Annotated in this window: 21 protein-coding genes; 11 read left to right on the top strand and 10 right to left on the bottom strand. The window is 72.3% G+C overall.

The features are described 5' to 3' along the window. Positions 1 to 108: 108 nt before the first annotated feature. The 3 genes from MHY30_RS13535 to MHY30_RS13525 all read right to left on the bottom strand — a co-directional run bounded on the left by MHY30_RS13535 (position 109) and on the right by MHY30_RS13525 (position 2,461). A complete protein-coding gene (locus MHY30_RS13535; protein WP_239277544.1) occupies positions 109 to 879 on the bottom strand; it encodes an alpha/beta fold hydrolase in 771 nt (256 codons plus the stop codon). 125 nt (positions 880 to 1,004) lie between these two features. Next, on the bottom strand, positions 1,005 to 1,733 hold the full coding sequence (locus tag MHY30_RS13530) for a GNAT family N-acetyltransferase (RefSeq protein ID WP_239277542.1): 729 nt from the start codon (positions 1,731 to 1,733) through the stop codon (positions 1,005 to 1,007). A 65-nt stretch (positions 1,734 to 1,798) separates the two neighbouring features. Next, positions 1,799 to 2,461 carry a class I SAM-dependent methyltransferase gene (locus MHY30_RS13525; RefSeq protein ID WP_239277541.1) on the bottom strand — a complete coding sequence of 221 codons (663 nt, stop codon included), beginning with the start codon at positions 2,459 to 2,461 and terminating at the stop codon, positions 1,799 to 1,801. Positions 2,462 to 2,498: 37 nt separating this feature from the next. Between MHY30_RS13525 and MHY30_RS13520 the strand changes: the two genes are divergently transcribed. Then, positions 2,499 to 3,962 (top strand): NAD(P)/FAD-dependent oxidoreductase, encoded by a 1,464-nt coding sequence (locus MHY30_RS13520; protein WP_239277538.1) that lies wholly within the window; start codon positions 2,499 to 2,501, stop codon positions 3,960 to 3,962. 114 nt (positions 3,963 to 4,076) lie between these two features. Here MHY30_RS13520 and MHY30_RS13515 read toward each other — a convergent pair whose 3' ends face one another. Both MHY30_RS13515 and MHY30_RS13510 read right to left on the bottom strand, forming a co-directional pair. After that, positions 4,077 to 4,703, bottom strand: coding sequence for a CDP-alcohol phosphatidyltransferase family protein (locus MHY30_RS13515; RefSeq protein WP_239277535.1), 627 nt, complete (start codon positions 4,701 to 4,703; stop codon positions 4,077 to 4,079). Beyond that, a complete protein-coding gene (locus tag MHY30_RS13510; protein ID WP_239277530.1) occupies positions 4,696 to 5,388 on the bottom strand; it encodes a TVP38/TMEM64 family protein in 693 nt (230 codons plus the stop codon). The genes MHY30_RS13515 and MHY30_RS13510 overlap by 8 nt, the downstream gene beginning before the upstream one ends. Before the next feature lie 72 nt (positions 5,389 to 5,460). Here MHY30_RS13510 and MHY30_RS13505 point away from each other — a divergent pair, with 72 nt between their 5' ends. From MHY30_RS13505 to MHY30_RS13490, 4 genes are read left to right on the top strand one after another with little or no spacing between them, the layout of a single operon-like run. Next, complete coding sequence (locus MHY30_RS13505; protein ID WP_239277523.1) at positions 5,461 to 6,702, top strand: ABC transporter substrate-binding protein; 1,242 nt, start codon at positions 5,461 to 5,463, stop codon at positions 6,700 to 6,702. Further along, on the top strand, positions 6,699 to 7,574 hold the full coding sequence (locus tag MHY30_RS13500; protein ID WP_239277521.1) for an ABC transporter permease: 876 nt from the start codon (positions 6,699 to 6,701) through the stop codon (positions 7,572 to 7,574). Before MHY30_RS13505 ends, MHY30_RS13500 begins: the two co-directional genes overlap by 4 nt. Further along, a complete protein-coding gene (locus tag MHY30_RS13495) occupies positions 7,571 to 8,500 on the top strand; it encodes an ABC transporter permease (RefSeq protein WP_239277520.1) in 930 nt (309 codons plus the stop codon). Before MHY30_RS13500 ends, MHY30_RS13495 begins: the two co-directional genes overlap by 4 nt. After that, positions 8,497 to 9,540, top strand: coding sequence for an ABC transporter ATP-binding protein (locus MHY30_RS13490; protein WP_239277518.1), 1,044 nt, complete (start codon positions 8,497 to 8,499; stop codon positions 9,538 to 9,540). The genes MHY30_RS13495 and MHY30_RS13490 overlap by 4 nt, the downstream gene beginning before the upstream one ends. Positions 9,541 to 9,579: 39 nt before the next feature. Here MHY30_RS13490 and MHY30_RS13485 read toward each other — a convergent pair whose 3' ends face one another. After that, complete coding sequence (locus tag MHY30_RS13485) at positions 9,580 to 11,049, bottom strand: hypothetical protein (protein WP_239277516.1); 1,470 nt, start codon at positions 11,047 to 11,049, stop codon at positions 9,580 to 9,582. Positions 11,050 to 11,215: 166 nt separating this feature from the next. Next, positions 11,216 to 11,920 carry an SDR family NAD(P)-dependent oxidoreductase gene (locus MHY30_RS13480; RefSeq protein ID WP_239277514.1) on the bottom strand — a complete coding sequence of 235 codons (705 nt, stop codon included), beginning with the start codon at positions 11,918 to 11,920 and terminating at the stop codon, positions 11,216 to 11,218. Positions 11,921 to 12,224: 304 nt separating this feature from the next. Here MHY30_RS13480 and MHY30_RS13475 point away from each other — a divergent pair, with 304 nt between their 5' ends. The 3 genes from MHY30_RS13475 to MHY30_RS13465 all read left to right on the top strand — a co-directional run bounded on the left by MHY30_RS13475 (position 12,225) and on the right by MHY30_RS13465 (position 15,707). Next, positions 12,225 to 13,175: an alpha/beta hydrolase gene (locus tag MHY30_RS13475; protein WP_239277512.1), complete on the top strand. Its 951-nt coding sequence runs from the start codon at positions 12,225 to 12,227 to the stop codon at positions 13,173 to 13,175. A gap of 284 nt (positions 13,176 to 13,459) precedes the next feature. Beyond that, positions 13,460 to 14,836, top strand: coding sequence for an amidohydrolase family protein (locus MHY30_RS13470; protein ID WP_239277510.1), 1,377 nt, complete (start codon positions 13,460 to 13,462; stop codon positions 14,834 to 14,836). An 82-nt stretch (positions 14,837 to 14,918) separates the two neighbouring features. Then, complete coding sequence (locus tag MHY30_RS13465) at positions 14,919 to 15,707, top strand: alpha/beta fold hydrolase (protein ID WP_239277507.1); 789 nt, start codon at positions 14,919 to 14,921, stop codon at positions 15,705 to 15,707. 31 nt (positions 15,708 to 15,738) lie between these two features. Here the strand turns inward: MHY30_RS13465 and MHY30_RS13460 are convergent, their stop codons facing one another. Both MHY30_RS13460 and MHY30_RS13455 read right to left on the bottom strand, forming a co-directional pair. Further along, a complete protein-coding gene (locus tag MHY30_RS13460) occupies positions 15,739 to 16,452 on the bottom strand; it encodes a response regulator (protein WP_239277505.1) in 714 nt (237 codons plus the stop codon). After that, the gene (locus tag MHY30_RS13455) at positions 16,449 to 17,729 is read right to left on the bottom strand and encodes an ATP-binding protein (RefSeq protein ID WP_239277503.1); all 1,281 of its coding nucleotides are present in this window, start codon (positions 17,727 to 17,729) and stop codon (positions 16,449 to 16,451) included. The genes MHY30_RS13460 and MHY30_RS13455 overlap by 4 nt, the downstream gene beginning before the upstream one ends. A gap of 121 nt (positions 17,730 to 17,850) precedes the next feature. Between MHY30_RS13455 and MHY30_RS13450 the strand changes: the two genes are divergently transcribed. Genes MHY30_RS13450 through MHY30_RS13440 form a run of 3 tightly spaced genes read left to right on the top strand, consistent with a single transcriptional unit; the run spans position 17,851 to position 20,982 of the window. Beyond that, complete coding sequence (locus tag MHY30_RS13450) at positions 17,851 to 18,885, top strand: tripartite tricarboxylate transporter substrate binding protein (RefSeq protein ID WP_239277501.1); 1,035 nt, start codon at positions 17,851 to 17,853, stop codon at positions 18,883 to 18,885. Then, entirely contained in the window at positions 18,885 to 19,445 is a 561-nt protein-coding gene (locus tag MHY30_RS13445) for a tripartite tricarboxylate transporter TctB family protein (RefSeq protein ID WP_239277499.1), read from the top strand. Before MHY30_RS13450 ends, MHY30_RS13445 begins: the two co-directional genes overlap by 1 nt. A gap of 1 nt (position 19,446) precedes the next feature. Further along, positions 19,447 to 20,982, top strand: coding sequence for a tripartite tricarboxylate transporter permease (locus tag MHY30_RS13440; RefSeq protein ID WP_239277497.1), 1,536 nt, complete (start codon positions 19,447 to 19,449; stop codon positions 20,980 to 20,982). A gap of 107 nt (positions 20,983 to 21,089) precedes the next feature. Here MHY30_RS13440 and MHY30_RS13435 read toward each other — a convergent pair whose 3' ends face one another. Beyond that, the gene (locus tag MHY30_RS13435) at positions 21,090 to 22,298 is read right to left on the bottom strand and encodes an MFS transporter (protein ID WP_239277496.1); all 1,209 of its coding nucleotides are present in this window, start codon (positions 22,296 to 22,298) and stop codon (positions 21,090 to 21,092) included. Positions 22,299 to 22,384: the final 86 nt, after the last annotated feature.

Genomic DNA, 22,384 nt, shown 5'->3' with positions numbered 1-22,384 from the left:
CTCCTGCACCCCGCGCCCGCCGGGGCCCCAAGCGCCGCACCGGCCGGGGTTCCGCCGGAGTTGTGCGGGTGCCGGGCGGGGTGAGGCGGCGGCGGAGGGAGCTGCGGCTCAGGAGCCGAGGAACCGACGGATGCCGGCTGCCACCGTCGCGGGCGCGGTGAACTGCACGAGGTGCCGGTGGCCGGGCACGACCGCGAGCGTTCCGTCCGCGGCGCGATCGCGCAACTCCGAGCACCAGCGCTGGCCGGCGATGCGGTCCTTCGAGCCGCGGACGATCAGCACCGGAACGGACAGCGTCGCGACGCGGTCCTCCAGGGGGTAGCGGACCATGTGGCGCGCTTGTGCGGCGTACCAGCGCAGCCCGCTCCGGAGATACTCGCGGAAAACGGTCAGCGCTGCGCGCGGCGGCTCGAGCGCGCTGTCGTGGCTCAGAAGGAAGGCCTGCATCCGGCGTGTGCGGTGCGCACGATCGACGACGGGACTGCACAGCACGACGGCCCGCGCGAGTTCCGGACGCTGCACGGCCAGGTCGACGACCCACTGCACCCCCATCGAGTGTCCGAGGATCACCGCGCCGGTGACCCCCGTGCGCTCGAGGAGCGTGCCGAGGGCGTGCGAGATCTCGGGGACCCCTGGCGCCCCCTTCGGTGCCGGGAGACCGCCGAAGCCGGGGAGGTCGATCGAGTGCACCGTCGCGCGGGCCGCCAGCTCCGCGTGCAGGCGAGTCAGATAGCGGTGCGACGTGCCGATGCCGTGCACGAGCACGAACGTCGGGGCGTCGGCCGCGGCGTGCCGGGTCGACAGCACGCGGAACGTGAGCCCATCGATTTCACCGGTCCATTCGGCGAGGGGCGTCGCGGGCGCGAGGGACGAAGGCATGGGGGCCACCGTAGATCGGGTCCGGATGCCACGGAACGGGGTTGCGGATCGCCGCCGCCGGGTCCGGCCGGGGTGTGGGCCGGTGCCGTATGCGTCCGGCCGGGGTGTGGGCCGGTGCCGGCGCGTCACGCCGGCGTACGCACCGCCACGAAGCGGTTCACGCGGCGCAGGGTGAAGCCGAGCCGTTCGTAGGCGGCGATGGCGCCGGTGTTGCCCGCCGCCGCGTGCATCATGGCGCGGTCGCCGCCCTGCTGGATGTGGAAGGCCACGTCGAGCACCAGCCGCGACGCGAGCCCCTGCCGGCGGTGATCCTCGTCGACGGCAACGGCGCTGATCTCGGTCCAGCCGGTCGGGTGGAGGCGCTCGCCCGCCAGCGCTACCAGGCGGCCCCCGCGACGGATGCCGATGTACCGACCGAGCTCGTGGGTGCGGGGTCGGAAGGGCCCGGGTTGGTTCCGCTCGACGATCGCCATCATCTCGGCGGCGTCGTCCGCGTCCAGCTCGATCGCCTCGTCGAACGGGCGCGGTCGCAGCGCCGCGGTCTCGACGAGCTGCACGCCCTCGCCTCCGCCGACGAACTCCCACCCCGCCGGGATCTCACCCTCGTAGCCGGACAGGCCGACCTCGGCGCCGGGGCCGACGAGATCGCGCAGAGCGTCCCACACGGCCGGGTCGTCCCAGGTGCGCACGGCCACGAACGGAGCGACGTCTTCGGGATACCGGCGCACCAGGTCGCCGCCGATCGCGAAATGCGCGTGCGGCCCGGCCAGCGAGTGCCAGGCGGCGTTGTCGAGGACGGCGGCGGGGTCGTCCGCGGTCGCGGCGGCGGGAGAAGCGGGGGTGGCCGAGGTCATGGCATCCGTTCGGGTCGAGTACCCGAGATGCAACGTCGGGGTCGACGGCGCATTCCCGCCCGACCTCAGGGCCGGGGGTGGATCGCGAGGTCGGCGGCGACGGCGACGAGGTGACCGCCCTTGCGCTCCGCGCGCTCGAGGGAGCGGGGGTCGGCGTCGCGCTCGAGCATCCGCCACGGGTGGGCGTCGATGTCGGCGCCGCCGGTCGCGCACGCCAGCAGCGCGAGCGGCGTGAACACCCGCCACGGCCCGTGCGGACGCTGCATGTCCACCACGGCCGCGCGTCCTCCCGGGCGGACCGCCGCGACGGCTCGCGCCCACGCCGCCTCCCTCTCGCCGAACACGCTGAGCGCGTAGGTCGACAGCAGGGCGTCCGCCCCGCGTCCGTCGGTGCGGTCGCGGATCTCGGCCGGGTCCAGGGCGGCGGCATCCGCCTCGACGAGATCGACGCGGTCGCTCCACCCGGCGGCGCCCACCCGGCGCCGGGCCATGTCGAGCATGTCGGGGCTGCGGTCGACGCCGATCACTCGCCCGCGCGGTCCGACGGCGGTGAGCAGCGCCGCGAAGTTCAAGCCGGTGCCGCAGCCGAGATCGAGCACGACGTCGCCGGGGCGAGGGTGCAGCAGGCTGATCCCGGCCTCGCGCCCCGCGCGGTACACCCAGCGCTCGCCGGAGAGCACGTCGTACCAGCGGGCTCCGAGCCCATAGCGCCGCAGTGGTGCCGCCATCGAGCCACCCCCTTCCCGACCACCTTAGGCTTCGGACATGACCGTGCCGACGCGCCGTGCCCGCCCGCTCACCTCCGCCGAAGCCGGCCGTACCCGGTGGGACCTGGTCGTGATCGGCGCCGGCAGCGCCGGTCTCGTCGGTGCGAAGACGGCCGCGATCCTGGGTGCGAAGGTGCTGCTGATCGAGGCCGACGGGTTCGGCGGCGAGTGCCTGTACACGGGGTGCGTGCCCTCGAAAGCGCTGATCGCGGCGGCGACGGCGGCGCACGACGCGCGCGATGCCGCCCGGCTGGGGGTGCACGTCGCCGACGTCCGGGTCGACTTCGCCGCCGTGATGGCCCACGTCCGGCACGCGATCCACGAGATCGAGCCCGTCGACTCTCCCGAGGCGCTCGCCGAGGCCGGTGTCTTCACGCTGCGCGGCCGTGCCCGCTTCGACGGTCCGCGTTCGTTGCGCGTCGAACGGGTCGGCATCCGCTTCCGCGACGCCCTGGTGGCGACGGGGAGCTCCCCGGTGCTGCCGAAGGGCATCGATCCGGATGCCGTCCTCACGAACGAGACCGTGTGGGATCTGACCGCGCTGCCCGAGCGCCTGCTCGTGCTCGGCGGGGGAGCCATCGGGTGCGAGATCGCGCAGGCGATGGCGCGTCTGGGTAGCCGCGTGACCCTCGTCCATCGTGGCGAGCGCCTGCTGTCCAAGGAGGATCCGGATGCCGCGGCGGTAGTGCTCGCGGCGCTGCGCGCGGACGGCGTCGACGTGCGCCTGGGCACCACCCTGGTCGACGCGGACACCGCGGGCGAGACCGTGACGGCGCGTCTCAGCGACGGCACGACCGTGACGGCCGACCGCGTGCTCGCCGCGCTCGGACGCCGAGTGGACACCACGGGCCTGGGGCTCGATGTCGCCGGGGTCCGCCGCGATGACGACGGCGCGATCGCCGTCGACGCGACCCTGGCCACCAGCAACCCGCGCATCCGCGCGGCGGGCGACGCGACCCCGCTGCCGCGGTTCACGCACACGGCGGGCATGTTCGCGAGCGTCGCGGCGACGAACGCCGTGCTCGGGCTCCCGCGCCGGGCGGGCGTCGACGTGATCCCGCGCGTGACCTTCACCTCGCCCGAGGTGGCGGCGGTCGGGGTGTCGCCGCACGAGGCCGCCGCGCGCGGGATGCGCGTGGTGGAGACCCGCCACGCCGACCTCGATCGCGCGATCGCCGAGGGGCAGACCGACGGCTTCACCCGTCTCGTGGTCGACGGGAAGGGCCGCGTGACCGGAGCCGCCATCGTCGGTCCCCGCGCGGGCGAGTCGCTCGGGGAGCTCTCGACGGCCGTCGCGCTGGGGCTCAAGGTCGGAGCGCTCGCGGGCGCCATGCACGCCTACCCCACGTACTCGGACGCGGGGTGGAACGCCGCCGTCCGCGATGCCCAAGGGGCTCTGCGCCACGGGCTCGTCGCCGCGGCGATCCGGCTGTTGCGCGCGGTCCGTCGTCGTCGCGGGTGAACGGCGCGCGCTCGCGGCGACCCCGCACGGCTCATCCCGGCGGTGCCCCGCGGCGATGCGTCGCTGCCCGAGGCGGCCGCGCCCTCGCGGCTACCGGGCCCGTCGGGACCTGACTCAGCGCAGCAGCCGATACCCGGCCACGATCCGCTGCACCGCGCTCACGGCCACGAACAGGCTCCACACCAGGGCGATCTGCCACGCCCAGAACGGCAGGATCAGCCAGAGCGTGTGGACGGCGATCGTCTCGGTGCCCTCCGCGATGCGACCGAGGAACGACAGCGACCGCCCGTCGTCGACCTGCCGCCCGGTGCGCTCGGCGATCGAGGAAAAGGCCAGGAACGCCGTCCCGTTGACGTAGTACGTCAGCAGGACGAGCAGGAACGGCCACCACGGTGCGCCGTAGGCCGCGGATGCGCCCCACGCCACCCCGAACACCCCGGCGCCATAGACGACGAAATCGGCGGCGATGTCGAGGAACCCGCCGGCCTCGCTGTCGTTTCCGCGGCCGCGTGCGCGCCGTCGCCGGGCGAGGGCCCCGTCGAGACCGTCGGCGATGCGAGACACGAGCCACAGCACCACCGCGGCCGCCCACCACTGCGCGGCCGCCGCACCGGCGGAGGCGAGCCCCAGGACGAGCCCGGCGACGGTGAGACGGTCGGGCGTGAGGAACGGTCGGTCCAGTGCGGCGGCGACGGCCTCGAGCGGACCGGACAGCGCCGCGCGCAGAGAGCGATCAAGCATCCGCGGCACCCTCCGCCCGCCGGCGGCGCACCAGGGTGCCGGCCACCACGCCGCCGATCAGGAGCACGCCGACGACGCTCAGCGCCACCCAGAGCCACGGGCCCAGCTCCCACCCGAACGCGCCCAGCGCGACGTAGGCGGCGGAGCCCGGGATGATGCCCACCGCGGTCCCGATCGCGTAGTCGCGTCGGCGCACGGACGTCAGACCCGCGCCGTAGTTGATGAGCGTGAAGGGGATCACGGGGACGAGCCGGGCCCCCAGCACGGCGGGCATGCCGCGGCGCCCGATCGCGGCATCCAATCGGGCCACCCGCGCGCCGGTGAAGCGTTCGACGGCTTCGCGCCCGAGCGCCCGACCGAGAGCGAAGGATGCCGCCGCCCCCAGCAGAGCGCCGATGTAGACCATGGCGAACGCCACCGGGAAACCCCAGACCAGACCGGCCGCGATGCCGAGGACGTTCTTCGGCGCAGGACTCAGGGTCAGGGCGGCGTACAGCAGCGTGAAGAGCACGACGCCGGGCGCTCCGACCTGGCCGGACCAGGCACGGATCTGCTCGACATCGTGCGGGACGAGCAGAAAGCCAACCGATGCGACCGCGGCAACGAACAGACCGAGAAGCACCAACCGGATCACGGGTCGGCGAGCGGAGCCCTGCGGACGCGTGGCGGTGTCGTCAAGCTCCATCGATTCCTTCCGGTCCCCCATACCCTAAGTCCGCACGCGACCCGCCGGCCGCGCCATCGTTCAAGGAGTGCCATGACCATCCCCCGACGCCGTCGTCCGACCCTCGCGGTGGCCACCGCGGCGGTGTCGCTTCTCGCACTCGCCGGGTGTGCGGCGCCGGATGCCTCGTCGGCCGAGGCCTACACCGACTGGGACCAAGTGCTCGAGGACGCGCGCGGGCAGACCGTGCAGCTGTGGATGTACGGCGGTGACGACCAGGGGAACGCGTACGTCGACGACGTGCTCGCCCCCGCGGTGGCGGAGTACGGTGTGACGCTCGAGCGCGTCCCCGTCACGGACACGCGGGACGCGCTGAACCGCGTCTTCACCGAACTCCAAGCCGGACGCGACGACGGGTCGGTCGACCTCGTGTGGGTGAACGGCGACAATTTCCGCACGGGCAAGGAAGCCGGCGCGTGGCACTGCGGCTGGACGGGTCTGCTCCCGTCCATGGCGAACACCGACCCGGACGACCCCCTGCTGCAGTCCGACTTCGGCACGCCCGTGGACGGCTGCGAGGCAGCGTGGCACAAGGCGCAGTTCACGCTCGTCTACGACGCCGCCGCGGTCCCCGACCCGCCGACGACGCTGGCCGGGGTGCTGGACTGGGCTGCCGCGCACCCGGGCCGCTTCACCTACCCGGCGCCACCGGACTTCACCGGTTCCGTCTTCGTGCGCGAGGTGCTCGCGAGCGTGTCCGGCGGTGCCGACGCGGTGCCGACAGCCTTCTCGCAGGATGCCTATGACGAGCTGACACCTGCGCTGTGGGACCGGCTCGCGTCGCTGGCACCGAACCTGTGGCGCGGGGGCGACACCTATCCCGCGAACGAGTCCGAGCTCGGCCAGCTCTTCGCCGACCGGCAGATCGACATGACCATGACGTACGGGCCGGCGACGCTCACCGGGCTTGTGGCCGACGGGACGTACCCCGCCGACACGCGCGTGCTCACGCTCGAGGAAGGCACGGTCGGCAACGCGAGCTTCCTCGGTCTCCCCGTCAACTCGGATGCCGCTGCCGGGGCCATGGTCGTGGCCGACGTCGCGCTCTCGGCGGAGCAGCAGGCGAAGAAGGCCGAGCCCGACGTGTGGGGCCAGTTCCCCGTCCTCGACCTGGGCGCCCTCTCGGCCGAGGACCGTGCCCTGTTCGACGCGCTCCCGTCATCGCCGGTCGTCCCGTCGTACGACGTGCTCTCCCGCAACGCTCACGGTGAGCTCGCCGCAGAGTGGGTGCCCGCGCTCGACGACGGCTGGCGGCAGAACGTGCTCTCGCGGTGACCTGGGTCCCGGTCGCCGGGCGCGCCGGCACCGCACGAGAGCGGGTGCGGGGGGCTCTTTTCGTGCTCCCCGCCGTCGCCCTCGCGGTGTTCGTCCTGGGCGGAGGAGTCGGTGCCACGGTGCTGCAAGCGTTCGGCCTGCTGCCCGTCGTCGGGCGACCCCGGGTCGGGATCGAGGCGTTCACCGCGCGGCCGGGCGAGATCGCCGCGGCGATCGCCGTCTCGGTGAGCGTGGCCGCCGTCTCCACCGTCATCGCGGTGGTCGTCGGCACCACGGCGGCCGTGGTCATCGTGTCCCATCGGCGAAGCAGCCGCATCGTGGCGGCGCTCAGCGCCCTGACGGTGACCATCCCGCACCTCATCGCGGCGGCCACCATCGGTCTGCTCCTGTCCGACGCTGGCGTGCTGCCCCGACTGCTCGGCATCCCGTCGGAATCGTGGGCGCCGTGGGTCGGTGGTCCGCTGTGGGGGGCGGCGATCGCGGAGCTGGCGTGGAAGGAGTCCGCTTTCCTCGCGCTCATCGTCACCGGCACGCTCGCGACCCGCATCCGCACCTACGACGAGACCGCGGCGCTGTTGGGTGCGGGGCGGGCGCGTCGGTTCCGCCATGTCCTGCTCCCGCTGACGGCGCCCACGATCCTCATCGGGGCGGCGATCAGCTTCGTCTACGCCCTGGGCTCGTACGAGGTGCTCTGGCTGCTCGGACGGACGTCGCCCGAACCGCTCCCGGTCCTCGCGGTGCGGCTGTTCCAGGGCGTCTCGCTCGACTCCCGGCCCGAGGCGGCGGCGGTCGCACTCGTGACGTGCGTGATCGCCCTCGCGGTGGTCGCCTGCACCTTCGCCGCCCTGCGGAGATCGGCGGCGTGGCGATGAGCGGCGACACGAACACCCTCACCCGGTCGCGCGGAGCCGGCCGCGTGGTGCGGTGGACCCTGGCGGTGGCGCTGTCCGTGTGGTTCGCCCTTCCGCTGCTCCCGCTGGTGCTGTGGTCCTTCGCCGAGTCGTGGACGTTCCCCGACCCGTTCCCCACCGTTTTCGGCGGACGCTCCATCTCTGCTGCCGTCGCCTTCGGGGCCGTCCCGGCCTTCGGGCGCTCGCTCGTGCTCGGACTGGTCGTCGCGGTCCTCGCGACCGCGATCGGGGCGCTCGCCGCTCGCGCCCTCACGTTCGGCGCGGTGCCCGGTGCGCGTGTCGTCTCGGCGCTCCTGCTCGCGCCCGTCGCACTCCCGCCCTTCGCCGCTGTCCTGGGGGTCAACGTCGTGCTGCTGCGCGCGCACATCCCGTCGGTCATCGGGGTGGCTCTCGTGCTCACGGTCCTGGCGTTGCCGTACACGGCTTTCGTGATGCGCACCGCCTACGGCGCCTACGACCCCTCGTACGAGGAGGAGGCACGCCTTCTCGGCGCCGGTCGGCTGCAGGTCCTACGACGCGTCCACCTGCCGATGATCGCCCCCGCGCTCGCCCGCGCGGCGTTCCTCGCGTTCCTGGTGGCCTGGAGCGACTACATCGTCACGCTCATCGTCGGAGGGGGCGAGCTGGTGACGCTGCCCCTGGTCGTCGCGTCCGCCGCGGCGGGACTCGGCAACGATGCCGCGGTCGCCGTGATGTCTCTCGTGGCCGTCGTTCCCCCCATCGTCCTACTCACCGGTGTCCTCGCCGTCGGGCGGGGCCGCCGAGGACACCGCCGCAGCCGCCGACCGCGCCGACCCGGAACGCCGGTTGCTCCGCACTCCCTTGAACGAGCACCCGATCCAGTGCCCGCCCGAACCGAAGACCCGACCAAGGAGGTGGTCGTGTGAGCGCCGATCTCGCTCTCATCGGCCTGTCCAAGACCTACGCCGCCTCGCCGATCCCGGCGGTGGACGACCTGTCGCTGGAGGTGCGCGCCGGAACGTGCACTGCGGTCCTCGGCCCGAGCGGCTCGGGCAAGTCCACGCTCTTGCGACTCGTCGCCGGCCTCGAGACGCCCGAGCGCGGTTCCGTCTTGATCGACGGGCGAGATGTGGCCGCGGTGGCCGCCGAACGCCGGGGCGTTGGCATGGTCTTCCAGCGGCCGTTGCTTTTCCCGCATCTCTCGGTGCTCGACAATGTCGCGTTCTCGGATCGGGTGGCCGGGATGCCGCGCGCCCGAGCCCGCGAGCGCGCCGCGCACTACCTCGAGACGGTGCGTCTGGGCGGATACGGCCGCCGTCGCGTCGAAGAACTCTCCGGCGGGCAGGAACAGCGCGTGGCCATCGCGCGGGCGCTCGCGGCGGAACCGTCGGTGCTGCTGCTCGACGAGCCCTTCAGCGCCCTCGACCCGTCGCTGCGCACCGACATGCACGACCTTCTCGCGGCGGTCCGCGGAGCGTTCTCGCCGACCATCCTGCTCGTCACGCACGACCGGGACGAGGCCGCGCGGGTCGCCGACCGAATCGCGCTCGTGGAGAACGGGCGGCTGTTGCACGAGGGCACGGTCGCCGAGGCTTACCGTCGCCCCCGGAGCCTTCGCGCGGCAGAGCTCATGGGTGGGCGCAACGCCGTCTCGGGACACGTCCGTGGCGGCCTGCACGTCAGCGCCCTCGGAGAGGTCCCCGTGCCCGGAACGGCCGACGGGGCCGCGACCCTCGTCTTCCGGCAGGAGGACGTTCGGGTCGACGCCCCCTCGCGAGGCGAGACGTCTCTGCGGACGACCGGCACGGTCGAGACGCTCCGACCGCTCGGCGCGCGCGGCGAGATCGGCATCCGCGCCTCCGGCGTACTCGTGCACGCCGAAGTCCCGTCGACGTCCGGATTGCGTCCGGGCGAGGACGTCGCGGTGTCGGTGCCGCATGCCCTTGTCCACGTCGTGCCCGGCTGACGGCCTCGACTGAAGCGAAGTCGGCCACCGGGCCGCGGATCAGCGCGCGCCGCTGCCCGTCTCCCGCACCGCCGTCAGCCCCGAGGGCCGGGTCGTCACGGTGGCGCCGGGCCGCACGGTCGGCAGGGGCAGGATGCGACGCAGCTCGACGTTCTCGATCGGGTCCAGTACCGAGTGCTGCACGCAGGCCGGGACCAGGCGTCCGTCCTCGGGGTGGGACATGGCGTACATGCACGATCCCAGTCGCTCCTGCGTCTCACGGAGCAGCGGGTCGTCGGCGACGACGCCCTCCTCCATGAGCTTCCACGCGGGGGCGACCTGTTCGGCATCCATGAAGTTGTGGATGACGAAGGTCTTGAACGAGACCTTCTTCTTCCGCGCCGCACGCAGGACGCGTCCGATACCGCCCGCCCGTCGGACGACGCGGCTCATGAGGCCGATCAGCGGGGGGATGTCGCCGGGGTGGGATGCCACGGCCCGCACGATTTTGATCGCGAGGATGTGCTTCGGGATGCCCCCGAAGATCATGCCGCCGAAGTGCTCCAGAAAACGGTCGCGCGCGGCGATGTCCTTCGGGTCCTCGGGGTCGAGCAGCGGCGCGAACGTTCCCGCGACGCGGACGCCGACGGTCGAGCGGTTGCAGCGCGGATCGCCGAACTGGGTCGCCTGCCAGGGCAGCTTCTGTCCCGCGCCGGCCTCGATCTTCTCCCACACCGCGTCGATCGTGACCTCGCCGAAGTCCTCGCGCCAGCGGCGGTCGTCGCCGATGAAGGCGGCCGGCTGGAACGACATCATGTCGAACGGCATCTCGAGCACGTCGCGTGTCACCTGTTCGACCTCGGCGACGTTCGACGGGGTGACCGTCATGTTGTGCGCGAGGTAGCTGCCGACGCCGTGATCGCGCCGGAGGTCGACGAACATGCTCGCGAACTTCTCGCGGAACGGATTGAGTTCCGCCTCGCTGCGCGGCCGCACGGCACCCCGGCGCCCGCGCATGAGCGAGTCGAAGTGGGCCGCGAACGAGACCTTGTCGAAGCGCGGTCGACCGTCGGCGTCGAGGACGACGTCGAGCAGGTAGTCGTAGTCGAAGTCGCCGTGGGTCATCGACATCGGCTCGCGGCCGACGGCGCGCATCGCCAGCAGCGAGCGGGCGTGGTCCTCGGCGCTGAGCAGGCTCACCTCGCCCCCGATGAGCTGAGCGTGGGCACGGGGGCCCCGCACCTGGCGCAGGTAGTTCATCTGTCGCGTGACGTTGTCGACCGTGTGGTCCCCGTCGATGCGGACCTTGTTCGCGTCGGCCGAGTGGTAGCACGGAGAGCAGGTCAGGTTGCACTTGGGGAAGACGCCGTGCGTTCCCTCGCATCCGACTGCGCACCGGCCGAGGAGCTGGTTTGCGGTCTTGGCGTGTTCGGGCAGTTCCGCCCACCGCAGGTCCAGCGCGCGCCGGGTCTCGGGGTGGATGGGCCGCGTGTCCAGCTCGAACTGCCGGAGGGCCGTGGCAAGTCGCATGTCGTCCTTTCGTGGCGTCATCGCGCTCAGAAGGTTTTCGTCGCGGGGGATCGATCGGATTGCGACGCCCTCCATACTTCCGTGCCGGCCCCCTCCTCCGTGCACCCGCCGCGCACGCCCGCGTATCCGTCCCGCCTGGACGGCGTCGAGTGGGGGCCGTCCAGGCTCAATGCATGATCATGCCGCCGGTGACGTTGATCGCCTGGCCGGTGAGGTAGCCACCCGCCGGTGACGCGAGGAAGTGGGTCACCCCCGCGACGTCTTCCGGGATGCCGAGGCGACCGAGCGGCGACTTCGCGCTCCAGGCCGCGACGTCCGCCTCGGAGCGGGTGTCGGCGCCCATCTCGGTGAGTACGTAACCGGGGCACACCGCGTTGACGGTGACGCCGTGGCATCCCCACTCCTGTGCGCCGGCGCGCGTGAGCGCCACGACCGCAGCCTTCGACGCGGCGTAGTGGCCCTCGCCCCCGCCACCGTGCTTGGCCGCCATGCTCGCGATGTTGACGATCGAGCCGCGGCCGGCTTCGAGCATCACGGGGGCGACTGCCTGCATCGTGACCAGGGTGGCGCGGGCGTTGATGTCGAGCACGCGGTCCCAGTCGTCGACGGTGATGTCGAGCAGCGACGCGTGCTGGAAGATCCCCGCGCAGTTGACGAGCACATCGACGCCGCCCAGCGTCTCGATGGCCTCGCCGACGGCGCGCCGGGTGTCGAGCGGGTCGAGCAGATCGACGGCGAAGAAGGATGCCGAGCCGCCCGAGGGGGCGCGCCGGTCGAGCACCGCAACTGCTGCGCCGTCCGCCGCGAAGCGCTCCACGATGGCGGCGCCGATGCCGCCGGACCCCCCGGTCACGATGACGCGCTGAGACATGGCACTCCTTCCGCGGGCGTCGGGCCGCCCGTTCGGCGTCACCGTACGCCCGGGCGCGAACGCCCCCGAGACGCGGGTGTTTCGGCGGCGTAACGCTCTCTCGCCGCCCGGGGAGTCGCCGCCCCCGTTCCCCGTACGCTCGCTCTCGCCGCCCTCCCGCCGGCCCCTCCGCCGTGCTGCGCCCGCCGCGCTGCGGGTGGCTCGGCGCCCACCCCCACGTTGAGTGTCCAAGACACGCGGACCGGGCCCTCTGGCATCCGCGTGTCTTGGACACTCAACCGAATGACCCCCCTCGAGGAGCACCGTGAGCGACAGCGTGCACCCCGCCATCACCGACCCAGACGTGCGCGCACACCTCGCGCGGCTCGCGGCGCGGGCGGGCACGATCCCCTCCGGAGCAACGGATGCCGCGGGTGACGACGCCGCGCGCATCGCCGAGCTTCGCGCCAACCCGTCGTGGGTGCGGTTGCCCGACGACGACGTGATCGAGTCGATCGACACCGCCGACGGGGATCTCGCGCTGCGCCTGTACCGCCCGCGCGCCGGCCACCGTGGAACGCTCGTCTTCGCGCACGGCGGCGGGTGGGTCGCCGGAGACCTCGACAACAACGACGCCCTGTGCCGCGCGCTCGCCGCCGCGACCGGTGCGCAGGTGCTGAGCGTGAACTACCGTCTCGCGCCGGAGCATCCCTTCCCCGCGGGGCTCGACGACCTCGACCGCGCGCTCCGATTCGCCGCCGAGGGGGCGGGCGGTCTCGTCGACCCGACGCTCCTCGGCGTCGCGGGACACAGCGCGGGCGGCAACCTCGCGGCCGCGCTCGCCCTGCGCTCGCGTGCGGGCCGGGCTCCCGGCATCCGCGTGCAGGTCCTGCTGTGCCCGGTGCTGGACGCGCCCGACCCCGACCGCCCGAGCTACCGCGCCCACACCGAGAATCTGCCGCTCACCGCGCGCGGGATGCAGTGGTACTGGGGGCTGTATCTCACGGATGCCGCTGTCACGGTGCCCGTCGAGGCCGCGCCGCTGCGCGCGCCAGACCTCACCGGGTCGGCTCCGGCCGTAATCGTCGCGGCCGGAGCCGACCCGCTCTCCGACGAAGCCGAGGAGTACGCCGAGCGGTTGGCGGCATCCGGAACCCCCGTGGAGTTCGTGCGGCGCGAGGGGGTGCCGCACCTGTTCCTCGTGTTCCCGTCGACGCCCGCGCGCGACGCGGTGCTGGCCGCGGTGGCGCCGGCGGTGCGTGTGGCGTTCGCCTGAGGCGGCGCTGGGGCGCCGTGTCCCGCTTTGTGCAGCTCAGGGCGGTGTGAGCTGCACATTCTGGGACACCGGGTGGGATGGGGTCGCTCACCGACCGCTGCGTGTCCCACTTTGTGCAGTCGAAGGAGCCTCAAGCTGCACATTCTGGGACACGGCCTGGGCTGGGACGCGGCGTCGGCTGGGACACGGCGTCGGCCGCCGCTCACCCATCGCAGCGCCGCCCGCAAACACCCCGCCGCACGCCCGGAACACCGCGGAAACACGGCATTGTTACCGTCATCAACATGTCGCTTCTGGTCACGAACGCACGGCTCATCACGGTTCCCGCGGGCACCGACGACCCCGGCTATATCGAGCGCGGATACATGCTCGTGCAGGACGGACGCATCGCCGCGATCGGCGCCGGCGACCCCGACCCGGGCGTCACCGCCCACGAGACCCTCGACGTCGACGGCAAGTTCGTCGCCCCCGGGTTCGTGTCGTCGCACAGCCACCTCTTCACGAGCGGCTCGCGCGGACTCGGCGTCGATCAGACGCTCTACGGCTGGTGCACGTCGATGTTCAGCGTGCTCAACAACGCCTCGCCCGATCAGATCTACTGGGCGACGCTGCACGGTTCGCTCGACTTCCTCGCCAACGGTGTGACCACCGCGTACAACTTCACCGACCCGCTCCTGCCGTGGGAACCCATGGTCGACGGCAAGCGCGCCGACGGCGGTGGCGTGCTGCGCGATCACGCGTGGCACACCCGTCAGGCGGATGGATGCCATGACGCGGGGCTCCGCTTCGTCGACTCCATCGCGCTGGATGCCACCGTCGGCACCGACGACGAGATCTTCGCCCGGTTCGAGGCATCCCTCGATCACGTCCTGGCGATGGACCCCGACATCGCCCTCGGCGCCTCGGTCATGGGGCAGGTGCAGTGGTCGACGAGGCCGGACGCCGCTGAGATCGAGGTCGCCGTCATGGACCGCTTCGGCGTCACCAACCAGGCGCACTTCCTCGAGACGTACGAGGCGATCGAGCACCAGCAGACGAAGTTCCAGCTGTACAAGAACGCCGGCGCGCTGCGTCCGGGCATGATGTTCGGGCACTTCATCCAGACGACGCCGCAGATCATCGCGGATGCCGCCGCGGGCGGGGCCGCGATGTCGTGGCAGCCGGCATCCAATGGGCGACTCGCGTCGGGTGTGGCGCACGTGCCCGAGATGCTCGACCTCGGCATGAAGGTCGGGATGGGGCTCGACGACCAGGCGTGCACCGACGTCGCCGACCCGTGGCAGAACATGCGCATGGGCATGTTCATGCAGCGCGCCCGCACCCACGACCCGCTGTCGATGATGCCCGAGCGCGTGCTGCGTCTGCACACCCTGGGCGGCGCCGAGATCATGGGCGTCGACGACCGCGTCGGCAGCCTCGAGGTGGGCAAGTTCGCCGACTTCGTCGTGGTCGACCCGAGGCTGCCGGACGTGGGTCCGCTGTGGAATCCCGTGCGCAGCTACGTGCTCGCGTGCGGCCTGCGGAACCTGAAGCAGGTGTACGTCGGCGGCAAGCTCGTGAACGAGAACGGCGTTTCGACGAACCCGCTCGCGGAAGAGGCGTCGCACGTGCTGCACACGCAGCTGCCCGCGCTCGCGGACGAGTTCGGCGTCATCCTGTAGCTCCGCCGCCGTTGACCCGCGAGACTTCATCGCGCATCGGCGTCGGATGCGCGCCGCACGGCGGATGTGCCACTCTGAGCCCATGCGAATGACCGTCGCGGGCCTCGATGTCCACACGTCACACGACGACGTCGCCGGACGCGACGTGCTGCTCTGGCACCACGGCTCACCGCAGACGGGGGCGATCCTGCCACCGGTGCAGGCCGCCGCAGACGCCCGCGGGCTCGCGGTCGTCTCGGTCGCCCGGCCCGCCTATGCCGGATCGCCGCGGATTCCCGGCCGCAGCGTCGCCGACGTGGCTGCGGGACTTCGTCCGGTGATGGAAGCACTGGGGGTGGCATCCGTCATCTCGGTGGGAGCTTCCGGCGGCGGGCCGCACGCGATCGCGTGCGCGGCGGCGATGCCCGGTCTCGTGCGCCGCGTGGTGACGTTCGCGTCGCCGGCGCCGTTCGACGGCAGCGACGAGTGGTTCGCGGGGATGCAGGCACCCCAGGCGCTCCGCGCCGCGGCCGAGGGCGAAGAGGCGCGGCGCCGGTTCGCCGAGATCGACGAGTTCGATCCCGCCTCGTTCGTGGATGCCGACTACGCGGCGCTCGACGGGGAGTGGGCCTCGCTCGGGGCCGATGTGGCGGCGTCCGAGTCGTACGGCATCGACGGGTTGCTCGACGACGACCTCGCGTTCGTCCGGCCCTGGGGTTTCGCGCTCGACGGCGTCGCGGCATCCGTGCTCCTCGTGCAGGGGGAGGAAGACCGGGTCATCCCTCCGCGGCACGCGCGGTTCCTTTCCGAGGCCCTGCCGCACGCGACGGTCGACCTGCGCCCCGGCGACGGGCACGTTTCGGTGCTCCGTCACCTGTCTGCCGTGCTGTAGGCATCTCGCGGGTCGGGGCCCGAGCGTCGGGTCAGTCGGGCGGCGGCGGCGCGAGCCGGTACAGGATGCGCGGACGTCCCCGTGCGCCGTAGCGGTGGGCGAGGTCGAGGACGCCGGCGGCGACGAGGTGCTCGAGGTAGCGCTGCGCCGTGGCGCGCGACAGTCCGCACGCGGCCGCGACATCGGATGCCGAGACGAGCGCGACCGGATCCAGCGCCGCCCGCACCCGCTCCAGGGTGACCGGCGCGAGGCCCTTGGGGAGCGCGGTCGGGGCCGTGCGGTCCGGCAGCCGGACGGTCCCGGTGCCGAGGAGCCGGTCGATGTCGCCCTGGCTGAGCGACCGGTCTCGGTCGGCATCCGCCCGTGCGCGCCGCTCGAGGCGGTACGTCTCGAGGCGCTGCCGCAGCGTCTCCTCGGTAAACGGCTTCACGAGGTAGCCGATGACGTGGGCCGCGAGGGCCTGCCGGACCGTCACCTGGTCCTGCGACGAGCTGATCACCAACACGTCGGTGCCCTCCGCGCCGAGGGTGCGGAGGCGATGCAGCACCTCGACCCCGCTGATGTCGGGCAGACGCATGTCGAGCAGCACGAGATCGACGCCGCTGAGCGCCTGTTCCACGGCGGACTCTCCGCTGCCCGCGGAGCCCACGACCACGAACCCCGGGACTCCCGCGACGTAGCGCCCGTGCAGGGCGCGCGCGGCCGCGTCGTCATCGACGACGAGCACACGGATCCGGTCGGTCATCGCGGCGCCGCCATCTCGAAAGCGAACCGCGTCCCGCCCCAGGCCGATCGCGAGACCAAGATTTCGCCGTCGCGCTCCGTGACCGCGCGACGCACGACGGCGAGTCCGATCCCGCGGCCCGTGCCGGTGGCGTCGGGCTTCGACGTGTACCCGCGGGTGAAGGCGCGCTCGATGTCGCGGGGATCCAGACCCGGTCCGTCGTCGTCGACGGCGCCGTGGAGCACGTCGCCGACGACGTCGAGGCTGCAGCGGACACGTGAGGCGCCCGCCTCGGCGGCATTCCGGCACAGGTTGGTCAGGATGAGCACGACCGTCTCGTCGATGGGGGTGTGGGGGTCGATCCGTACCTCCAGCTGCGCGCCACGCGCCGACACCTCCGCGCGGAGTGCCTCGATGCTGGCGCTCACGAGAGAGGCATCCAGTCGGGTGTCCGACGGCTCGCGCGGGGTCTGCCCGGGCATCGCGTCGGAGAGGTACGCGAGCGCATCGCGGGTGTCGCCGTGCGAGATCAGGCCGTGCAGCACGTGCAGGCGCGTGCCGAACTCGTGCGCCTGCTCTCGAAGAGCGCCCATCGTTCGTGCGGTCTGCTCCTGCTCGACGGCAAGAGCGTCCAGACGCCGGAACCGCCGCTCGATCGCCGCCGCCAGCACGGACGACGCCAGCGTGCCGACGATCAGCGCGCCGGCGGCCCAGGGGAGGAGGTCGCCGAGCGCCTCGTCGCGATCAGACAGGATGCTGGACTCGAGCACGCCGACCGCGACCATCCCGACGACCGCGCTGCCGTCGCGGATGGGAACCTTCGCGCGCAGCGAACTGCCCGACGGTCCGGTCTCGGTGCCCAGGAACGGCGTGCCCGCCAGGACGCTCGCGTTGGTGGTCTCGACCTGCCGTCCACGCTGCTCGGCGACGGGGTGGGTGATGCGCACGCCCTCGTCGTCGGTGATGACGACGTAGAAGACGCCGGTGGTCCGCTCGATCAGGTCGGCGAGCGGCTGCAGCGTCGTGGAGGCCTCGGCGAGGTCGCCGGCGTCGGCGAGCCGCGCGTCCGTGCCGACGGAGGACACGGATGCCACGGTGGTGCGCACGTCGTCGAGTGAGGCGAGGCTCGACGCGACGTCGTAGACCCGGTCGGCGGTGTCGTCGCGGATGTGACGCTCTTGCACGGCCGCGGCGATGAACGTCGTGATCCCCACCGCGGTGAGCACGATGAGGCTCGGCAGCACGAGGAGGGCGCGGCGGACCACCCGGGCGGGAACCGAGGGGGTGAGGTCGGGCATGGCAGGAACATTCTCTCGCGCGCAATATGAGCACAATGCGACCGGGGGGTGCGCCGCGCTCGTCCGCCTGCGAGCGTCGTGACGTTCTGCGAGACGACGACGTTCGCAAGGAGGAGCTGTGATGACGGAGCCTACGCCCCCCTCTGTCCCCGACCGTGTGTCAGCGCCCCCGGCTCGTCGGCGCCGATGGATCGGCCGCGCCGTCGGCGGAGCGGTCGCCGTGACGGCGATCGCGATCGCCGCGTACGGTTCGATCACCTCGGCCGCCGCCGGCGATGACATCCACGCGTCGATGACGATCATCGCCCCCGCCGCGGCGGGCGGTGGATGGGACGGTGTCGCCCGCGAGCTGCAGCAGGCGCAGAAAGCCAACGGCCTCGTCAACAACGTGCAGGTCGTGAACATGCCCGGTGCCGGTGGCACGATCGCGCTCGGCAACGTGTCGGTGCTGAACGGGCAGGCCAACAATCTCCTCGTGGGCGGTACCGGTCTGCTGGCAGCGACCGTGCAGTTCGACTCGGCCGCGACGCTCGACGACGTCACGCCCCTCGCCGTCATGGTGGAGGAGTACGACGTGATCGTCGTCCCGGCGGACTCACCGTTCCAGACGCTCGACGACCTGGTCCAGGCGTGGAAGTCCGACCCGCGCGCGCTGCCCTGGACCGGAGGCGGGTCCTTCGACCAGCTCGTGGTCGCCGATCTGGCGCTCGCCGCCGGCATCGCACCGTCGGACATGACCTACATCTCGTCCGACGGTGGTGGGGAGGCGATCCAGGCGCTGCTCAACGGCACGGCACAGGCGGCGGCGGGCGGCTACCCCGACAACATCGACCAGATCGAGTCGGGCCGCCTCCGCGCCCTCGCGCTCGTTGCCGAGCAGCCGCTCCACGGCGTCGACATCCCGACCGCCGCGGACCAGGGCTACGACGTCAACCTCACGAACTGGCGCATGCTCGCCGCCCCGAGCGGGCTGAGCGACGAGCAGGTCGGCGACCTGACCGACCTGGTGCTCGAATCGACGGCGACCCCCGAATGGGCCGATGCCCGCGCCCGCTACCACTGGACCGAGCGGCTCATCACGGGCGACGACCTCACGGCGTTCCTCGAGGAGGAACGTTCCCGCATCGAGCGACTGTACGAGGAGATGGGCCTGTGATGCCGTCGAACAACCCCACGTCGGTCTCGGCGGTCGTCGGCAACCGGCTGCGGTTCCGCCGCGGGCGCGGCGCGTCCGGGATCGCCAAGGCGCTCGTCATGCCGGCGGTGCTCGCGGCGTTCGCCACCTACCTCGTCTACGGCATCGTGACGATGAAGGTGCCGCCGGCGGCCGCCTTCCCCGGGCCGCAGTTCTTCCCCGGCCTCATCGCCACCGGGCTGTACGTCTTCGCGGTGGTTCTCGGCATCGGCGCCGTGCGTGCCCTCGCCGACAGCCCGGTGACGGATGCCGCGGACTCCGACGAACGCTCGGTCGGTGTCGACTGGCGATCGTTCGCCTGGGTCGTCGGGTCGTTCCTCGTCTTCGCGTTCCTGCTCGGCATCCTGGGCTGGATTATCGCCGCGGCGTTGCTGTTCGCGGGCATCGCGCGCGGCTTCGGGCACGCCCGGTGGCTGTTCGCTCTCCTCGTCGGAGTGACGATCAGCTCGCTCACCTACATCGCCTTCGACATGGGCTTGGGGCTGTCCCTGCCCTCCGGCATCCTGGGATGGAGCTTCTGACATGGATGTTCTCGCTCTGCTCGGCGAAGGATTCGCCGGCGCTCTCACGTGGCAGAACCTCATCTGGGTGCTCGTGGGCTGCGTGCTCGGCACGGCGGTCGGTGTCATGCCCGGTCTCGGCTCGTCGATGGCGGTGGCTCTGCTGCTGCCGGTGACGTTCTCGCTCGACCCGACCGCCGCTTTCATCATGTTCTCGGGCGTGTACTTCGGCGGGTTGTTCGGCGACTCGATCACCGGCATCCTGCTGAACACCCCGGGGCAGGCCTCGGCGATCGCGTCGACGTTCGAGGGCCACAAGATGGCGCTGAACGGGCGGGCGGCGCAGGCCCTCGCCACCGCCGCGATCGGTGCGTTCATCGGCGGCATCGTCGCCTCGATCCTCCTGGTGTTCTTCGCGCCCCTGCTGGCCGACCTGTCGAGCAGCTTCGGTCCGGCCGAGTTCTTCGCGCTCGCGATCTTCGCTTTCGCCGCGACGTCGTCCATCGTCACCGACAACGCCGTGAAGGGTCTCGCGTCGCTGTTCCTGGGCCTCGGGATCGCGGTCATCGGCGTCGACGGCGTCTCGGGCGCACCCCGATTCACGCTGGACTCGCCGAACCTGTTCGACGGGATCTCGCTCGTCACCGTGACCGTTGGCATCCTGGCCCTCGGCGAGGTCATCTACGTCGCGAGCCTCGAACGTCACATCTCGAACCGCACGGTCATCCGTCCCTCGGGGCGTCCCTGGCTGTCGCGGAAGGAACTCAAGGAGGCGGCCCCCGCGTGGCTGCGCGGTACCGCGGTCGGTCTGCCGTTCGGTGTGATCCCCGCCGGCGGCGCCGAGATCCCGACGTTCCTCGCCTACGGCATCGAGAAGCGCCTCGACGCGCGCAGGAAGAAGCCGCGCTTCGGCACGGGCGCGATCCGGGGCCTCGCCGCCCCGGAGGCGGCCGGGAACTCGACGACCGGTATGGCGATGGGGTCGCTCCTCGCGCTCGGCCTTCCGATCTCGGCGACCGCCGCCATCATGCTCGCGGCGTTCCGCCAGTACGGCCTGCAGCCGGGCCCGCTGCTGTTCGAGCGTGCACCCGACCTGGTGTGGGCGCTCATCGCGAGCTTCTTCCTCGCGATGGTCGTGCTGCTGATCCTCAACCTGCCGTTCGCGATGCTGTGGGCGAAGCTGCTGGTCATTCCGCGCCCGTACCTCTACGCCTCCATCGCGGTGTTCTGCGGGCTGGGCATCTACGCCACATCGGGGGCGACGTTCGACCTCCTCATGCTCCTCGGCATCGGGCTGCTCGGCTTCCTGCTGCGCACCAACGACTACCCGCTCGCGCCGCTCATCATCGGCATGGTGCTGGGCCCCCTGGCCGAGACGAGCCTGCGGGATGCCGCGATGAGCGCCAACGGCGACCTCACGACGCTCGTGCAGAGCCCGATCGCGCTGGCGATCTACGCGGTGCTCGTCGTGGTGCTGGTGTTCGCCGTCCGCAATCGCGTGGTGACGCGGCGGGCGACCGCGAAGGCCCCCGAGCGGGAGAGCGTCGACGCGGTGTGACGTGCCGCCGCGGCCGGGGTCGGGTTCTCGCGAGACTGCATTTGGCTGACGTTGCAGCGACATGATGCGGACGGGTCGTCACGCCGACGAAGTCTCGGCGATTCCCGTCAGCGCCGCACGACGCGCAGCAACGCCTCCCCCGACACGGCGATGACCGCCGCTGCCGCCAGGGCCACCGCGATCGTGATGAGGGCGGTCGCGGGGCCCGTGGCATCCAGGGCCGATCCGGCGATCACGCCACCGATCGGGACGCCCAGCGACATCGCCGCGGTCGGGTAGGCGAGCGTCTCGGTCACGCGGCCCTCGGGGGCGCGGGCGGATGCCACGAGGATCCCCGAGATCATCACGGGCGACAGCAGCAGCCCGAGGGCCAGGATCGCGAGGAACAGCACCGGGGTCGTGCCCTGCGTGAGCGGCAAGGCGAGAGCGGCGACCGCCGCCGCGACCGCGAAGCCGATGAACCTCGCGATCGGCGACAGCGTCCACGCGCGCGCCCCGGTGATCACGGATCCGACAGCGATCGCGAGCGCCAGAGCGCTGAACGCCGGTCCGGCGAGCCACGGCCGGCCGCCCACCTCGGCCCAGCCGACGAGGGTGACATCGAACGCCCCGAACACACCGCCCAGGGCGATGCACGCGACAGCGACCGGTACGACCCCGGCGGGCGGCCAGACGAAACGCGCACGCCCGGTCGCGCCGGTCGGCGTCGGTTGAGTGCCCCGTTGCGACGCCAGCCACACCCCGCCGATCACCCCGAGGCTGAGGGAACCCAGCACCGCGACCGTCGGGTTGATCGCCGCGGCGACGGCGGTGATGACCGGCGGTCCCGAGATGAACACCATCTGGTCGCCGATCGTCTCCAGGGCCAGGGCGTGGGTGCGTTGGGACTCCGGCGCGAGCACCGTCCAGCGGGCACGGACCGCGGACGTGAGGTCGGGGGTCGCAGCCCCGGTCGCGAACGCCGCGACGAGCCACGTCCAGAACGGCGCCTCCGCCAGCACGAGAGCGAGCAGCGCGGATGCCGCGAGCACCAGGCATCCGAGCGAGATCAGGATGACGCGAGCCTGGCCGTGCCGGTCCATGCGCGACGACCACAGGGGCGCGGCCACCGCCATGCCCACCACGAGCGGCGCGACGACGACCCCGGCCGCGCCGAAGCTGCCGGTCGCAGCGGAGACCAGCAGGATGATGCCGAGCGACAGCGTGGCGCGCGGGAACCGGGCCAGGATGCCGGCCGCGACGAACGTGCGGGCCCCCGGTAGACGCAGCACCTGCCCGTACGCGCGGACGCCGGTGGCTTCGGCTGCGGCGGTCACGCGGGGACTCCTTGCCGTGCAGAACTCCGGCGGATCGGTGGATGCCAGCGGGTGGGGGCGGTGTGGACGGGGGTGTGCCGGAGTTG

The sequence above is a fragment of the Microbacterium sp. ACRRU genome (assembly GCF_022346945.1).
Classification (GTDB): Bacteria; Actinomycetota; Actinomycetes; order Actinomycetales; family Microbacteriaceae; genus Microbacterium; species Microbacterium mcarthurae.
Note: the sequence above shows the minus strand (reverse complement) of the source record. Positions and strands in the feature narration are given on the sequence as shown.

Excerpts from the sequence above, each read along its gene's own strand:
- MHY30_RS13535 (WP_239277544.1), bottom strand. The coding sequence starts at position 879 with ATGCCTTCGTCCCTCGCGCCCGCGACGCCCCTCGCCGAATGGACCGGT.
- MHY30_RS13530 (WP_239277542.1), bottom strand. The coding sequence starts at position 1,733 with ATGACCTCGGCCACCCCCGCTTCTCCCGCCGCCGCGACCGCGGACGAC.
- MHY30_RS13525 (WP_239277541.1), bottom strand. The coding sequence starts at position 2,461 with ATGGCGGCACCACTGCGGCGCTATGGGCTCGGAGCCCGCTGGTACGAC.
- MHY30_RS13520 (WP_239277538.1), top strand. The coding sequence starts at position 2,499 with ATGACCGTGCCGACGCGCCGTGCCCGCCCGCTCACCTCCGCCGAAGCC.
- MHY30_RS13515 (WP_239277535.1), bottom strand. The coding sequence starts at position 4,703 with ATGCTTGATCGCTCTCTGCGCGCGGCGCTGTCCGGTCCGCTCGAGGCC.
- MHY30_RS13510 (WP_239277530.1), bottom strand. The coding sequence starts at position 5,388 with ATGGAGCTTGACGACACCGCCACGCGTCCGCAGGGCTCCGCTCGCCGA.
- MHY30_RS13505 (WP_239277523.1), top strand. The coding sequence starts at position 5,461 with ATGACCATCCCCCGACGCCGTCGTCCGACCCTCGCGGTGGCCACCGCG.
- MHY30_RS13495 (WP_239277520.1), top strand. The coding sequence starts at position 7,571 with ATGAGCGGCGACACGAACACCCTCACCCGGTCGCGCGGAGCCGGCCGC.
- MHY30_RS13485 (WP_239277516.1), bottom strand. The coding sequence starts at position 11,049 with ATGCGACTTGCCACGGCCCTCCGGCAGTTCGAGCTGGACACGCGGCCC.
- MHY30_RS13480 (WP_239277514.1), bottom strand. The coding sequence starts at position 11,920 with ATGTCTCAGCGCGTCATCGTGACCGGGGGGTCCGGCGGCATCGGCGCC.
- MHY30_RS13470 (WP_239277510.1), top strand. The coding sequence starts at position 13,460 with ATGTCGCTTCTGGTCACGAACGCACGGCTCATCACGGTTCCCGCGGGC.
- MHY30_RS13465 (WP_239277507.1), top strand. The coding sequence starts at position 14,919 with ATGCGAATGACCGTCGCGGGCCTCGATGTCCACACGTCACACGACGAC.
- MHY30_RS13460 (WP_239277505.1), bottom strand. The coding sequence starts at position 16,452 with ATGACCGACCGGATCCGTGTGCTCGTCGTCGATGACGACGCGGCCGCG.
- MHY30_RS13455 (WP_239277503.1), bottom strand. The coding sequence starts at position 17,729 with ATGCCCGACCTCACCCCCTCGGTTCCCGCCCGGGTGGTCCGCCGCGCC.
- MHY30_RS13450 (WP_239277501.1), top strand. The coding sequence starts at position 17,851 with ATGACGGAGCCTACGCCCCCCTCTGTCCCCGACCGTGTGTCAGCGCCC.
- MHY30_RS13445 (WP_239277499.1), top strand. The coding sequence starts at position 18,885 with ATGCCGTCGAACAACCCCACGTCGGTCTCGGCGGTCGTCGGCAACCGG.
- MHY30_RS13440 (WP_239277497.1), top strand. The coding sequence starts at position 19,447 with ATGGATGTTCTCGCTCTGCTCGGCGAAGGATTCGCCGGCGCTCTCACG.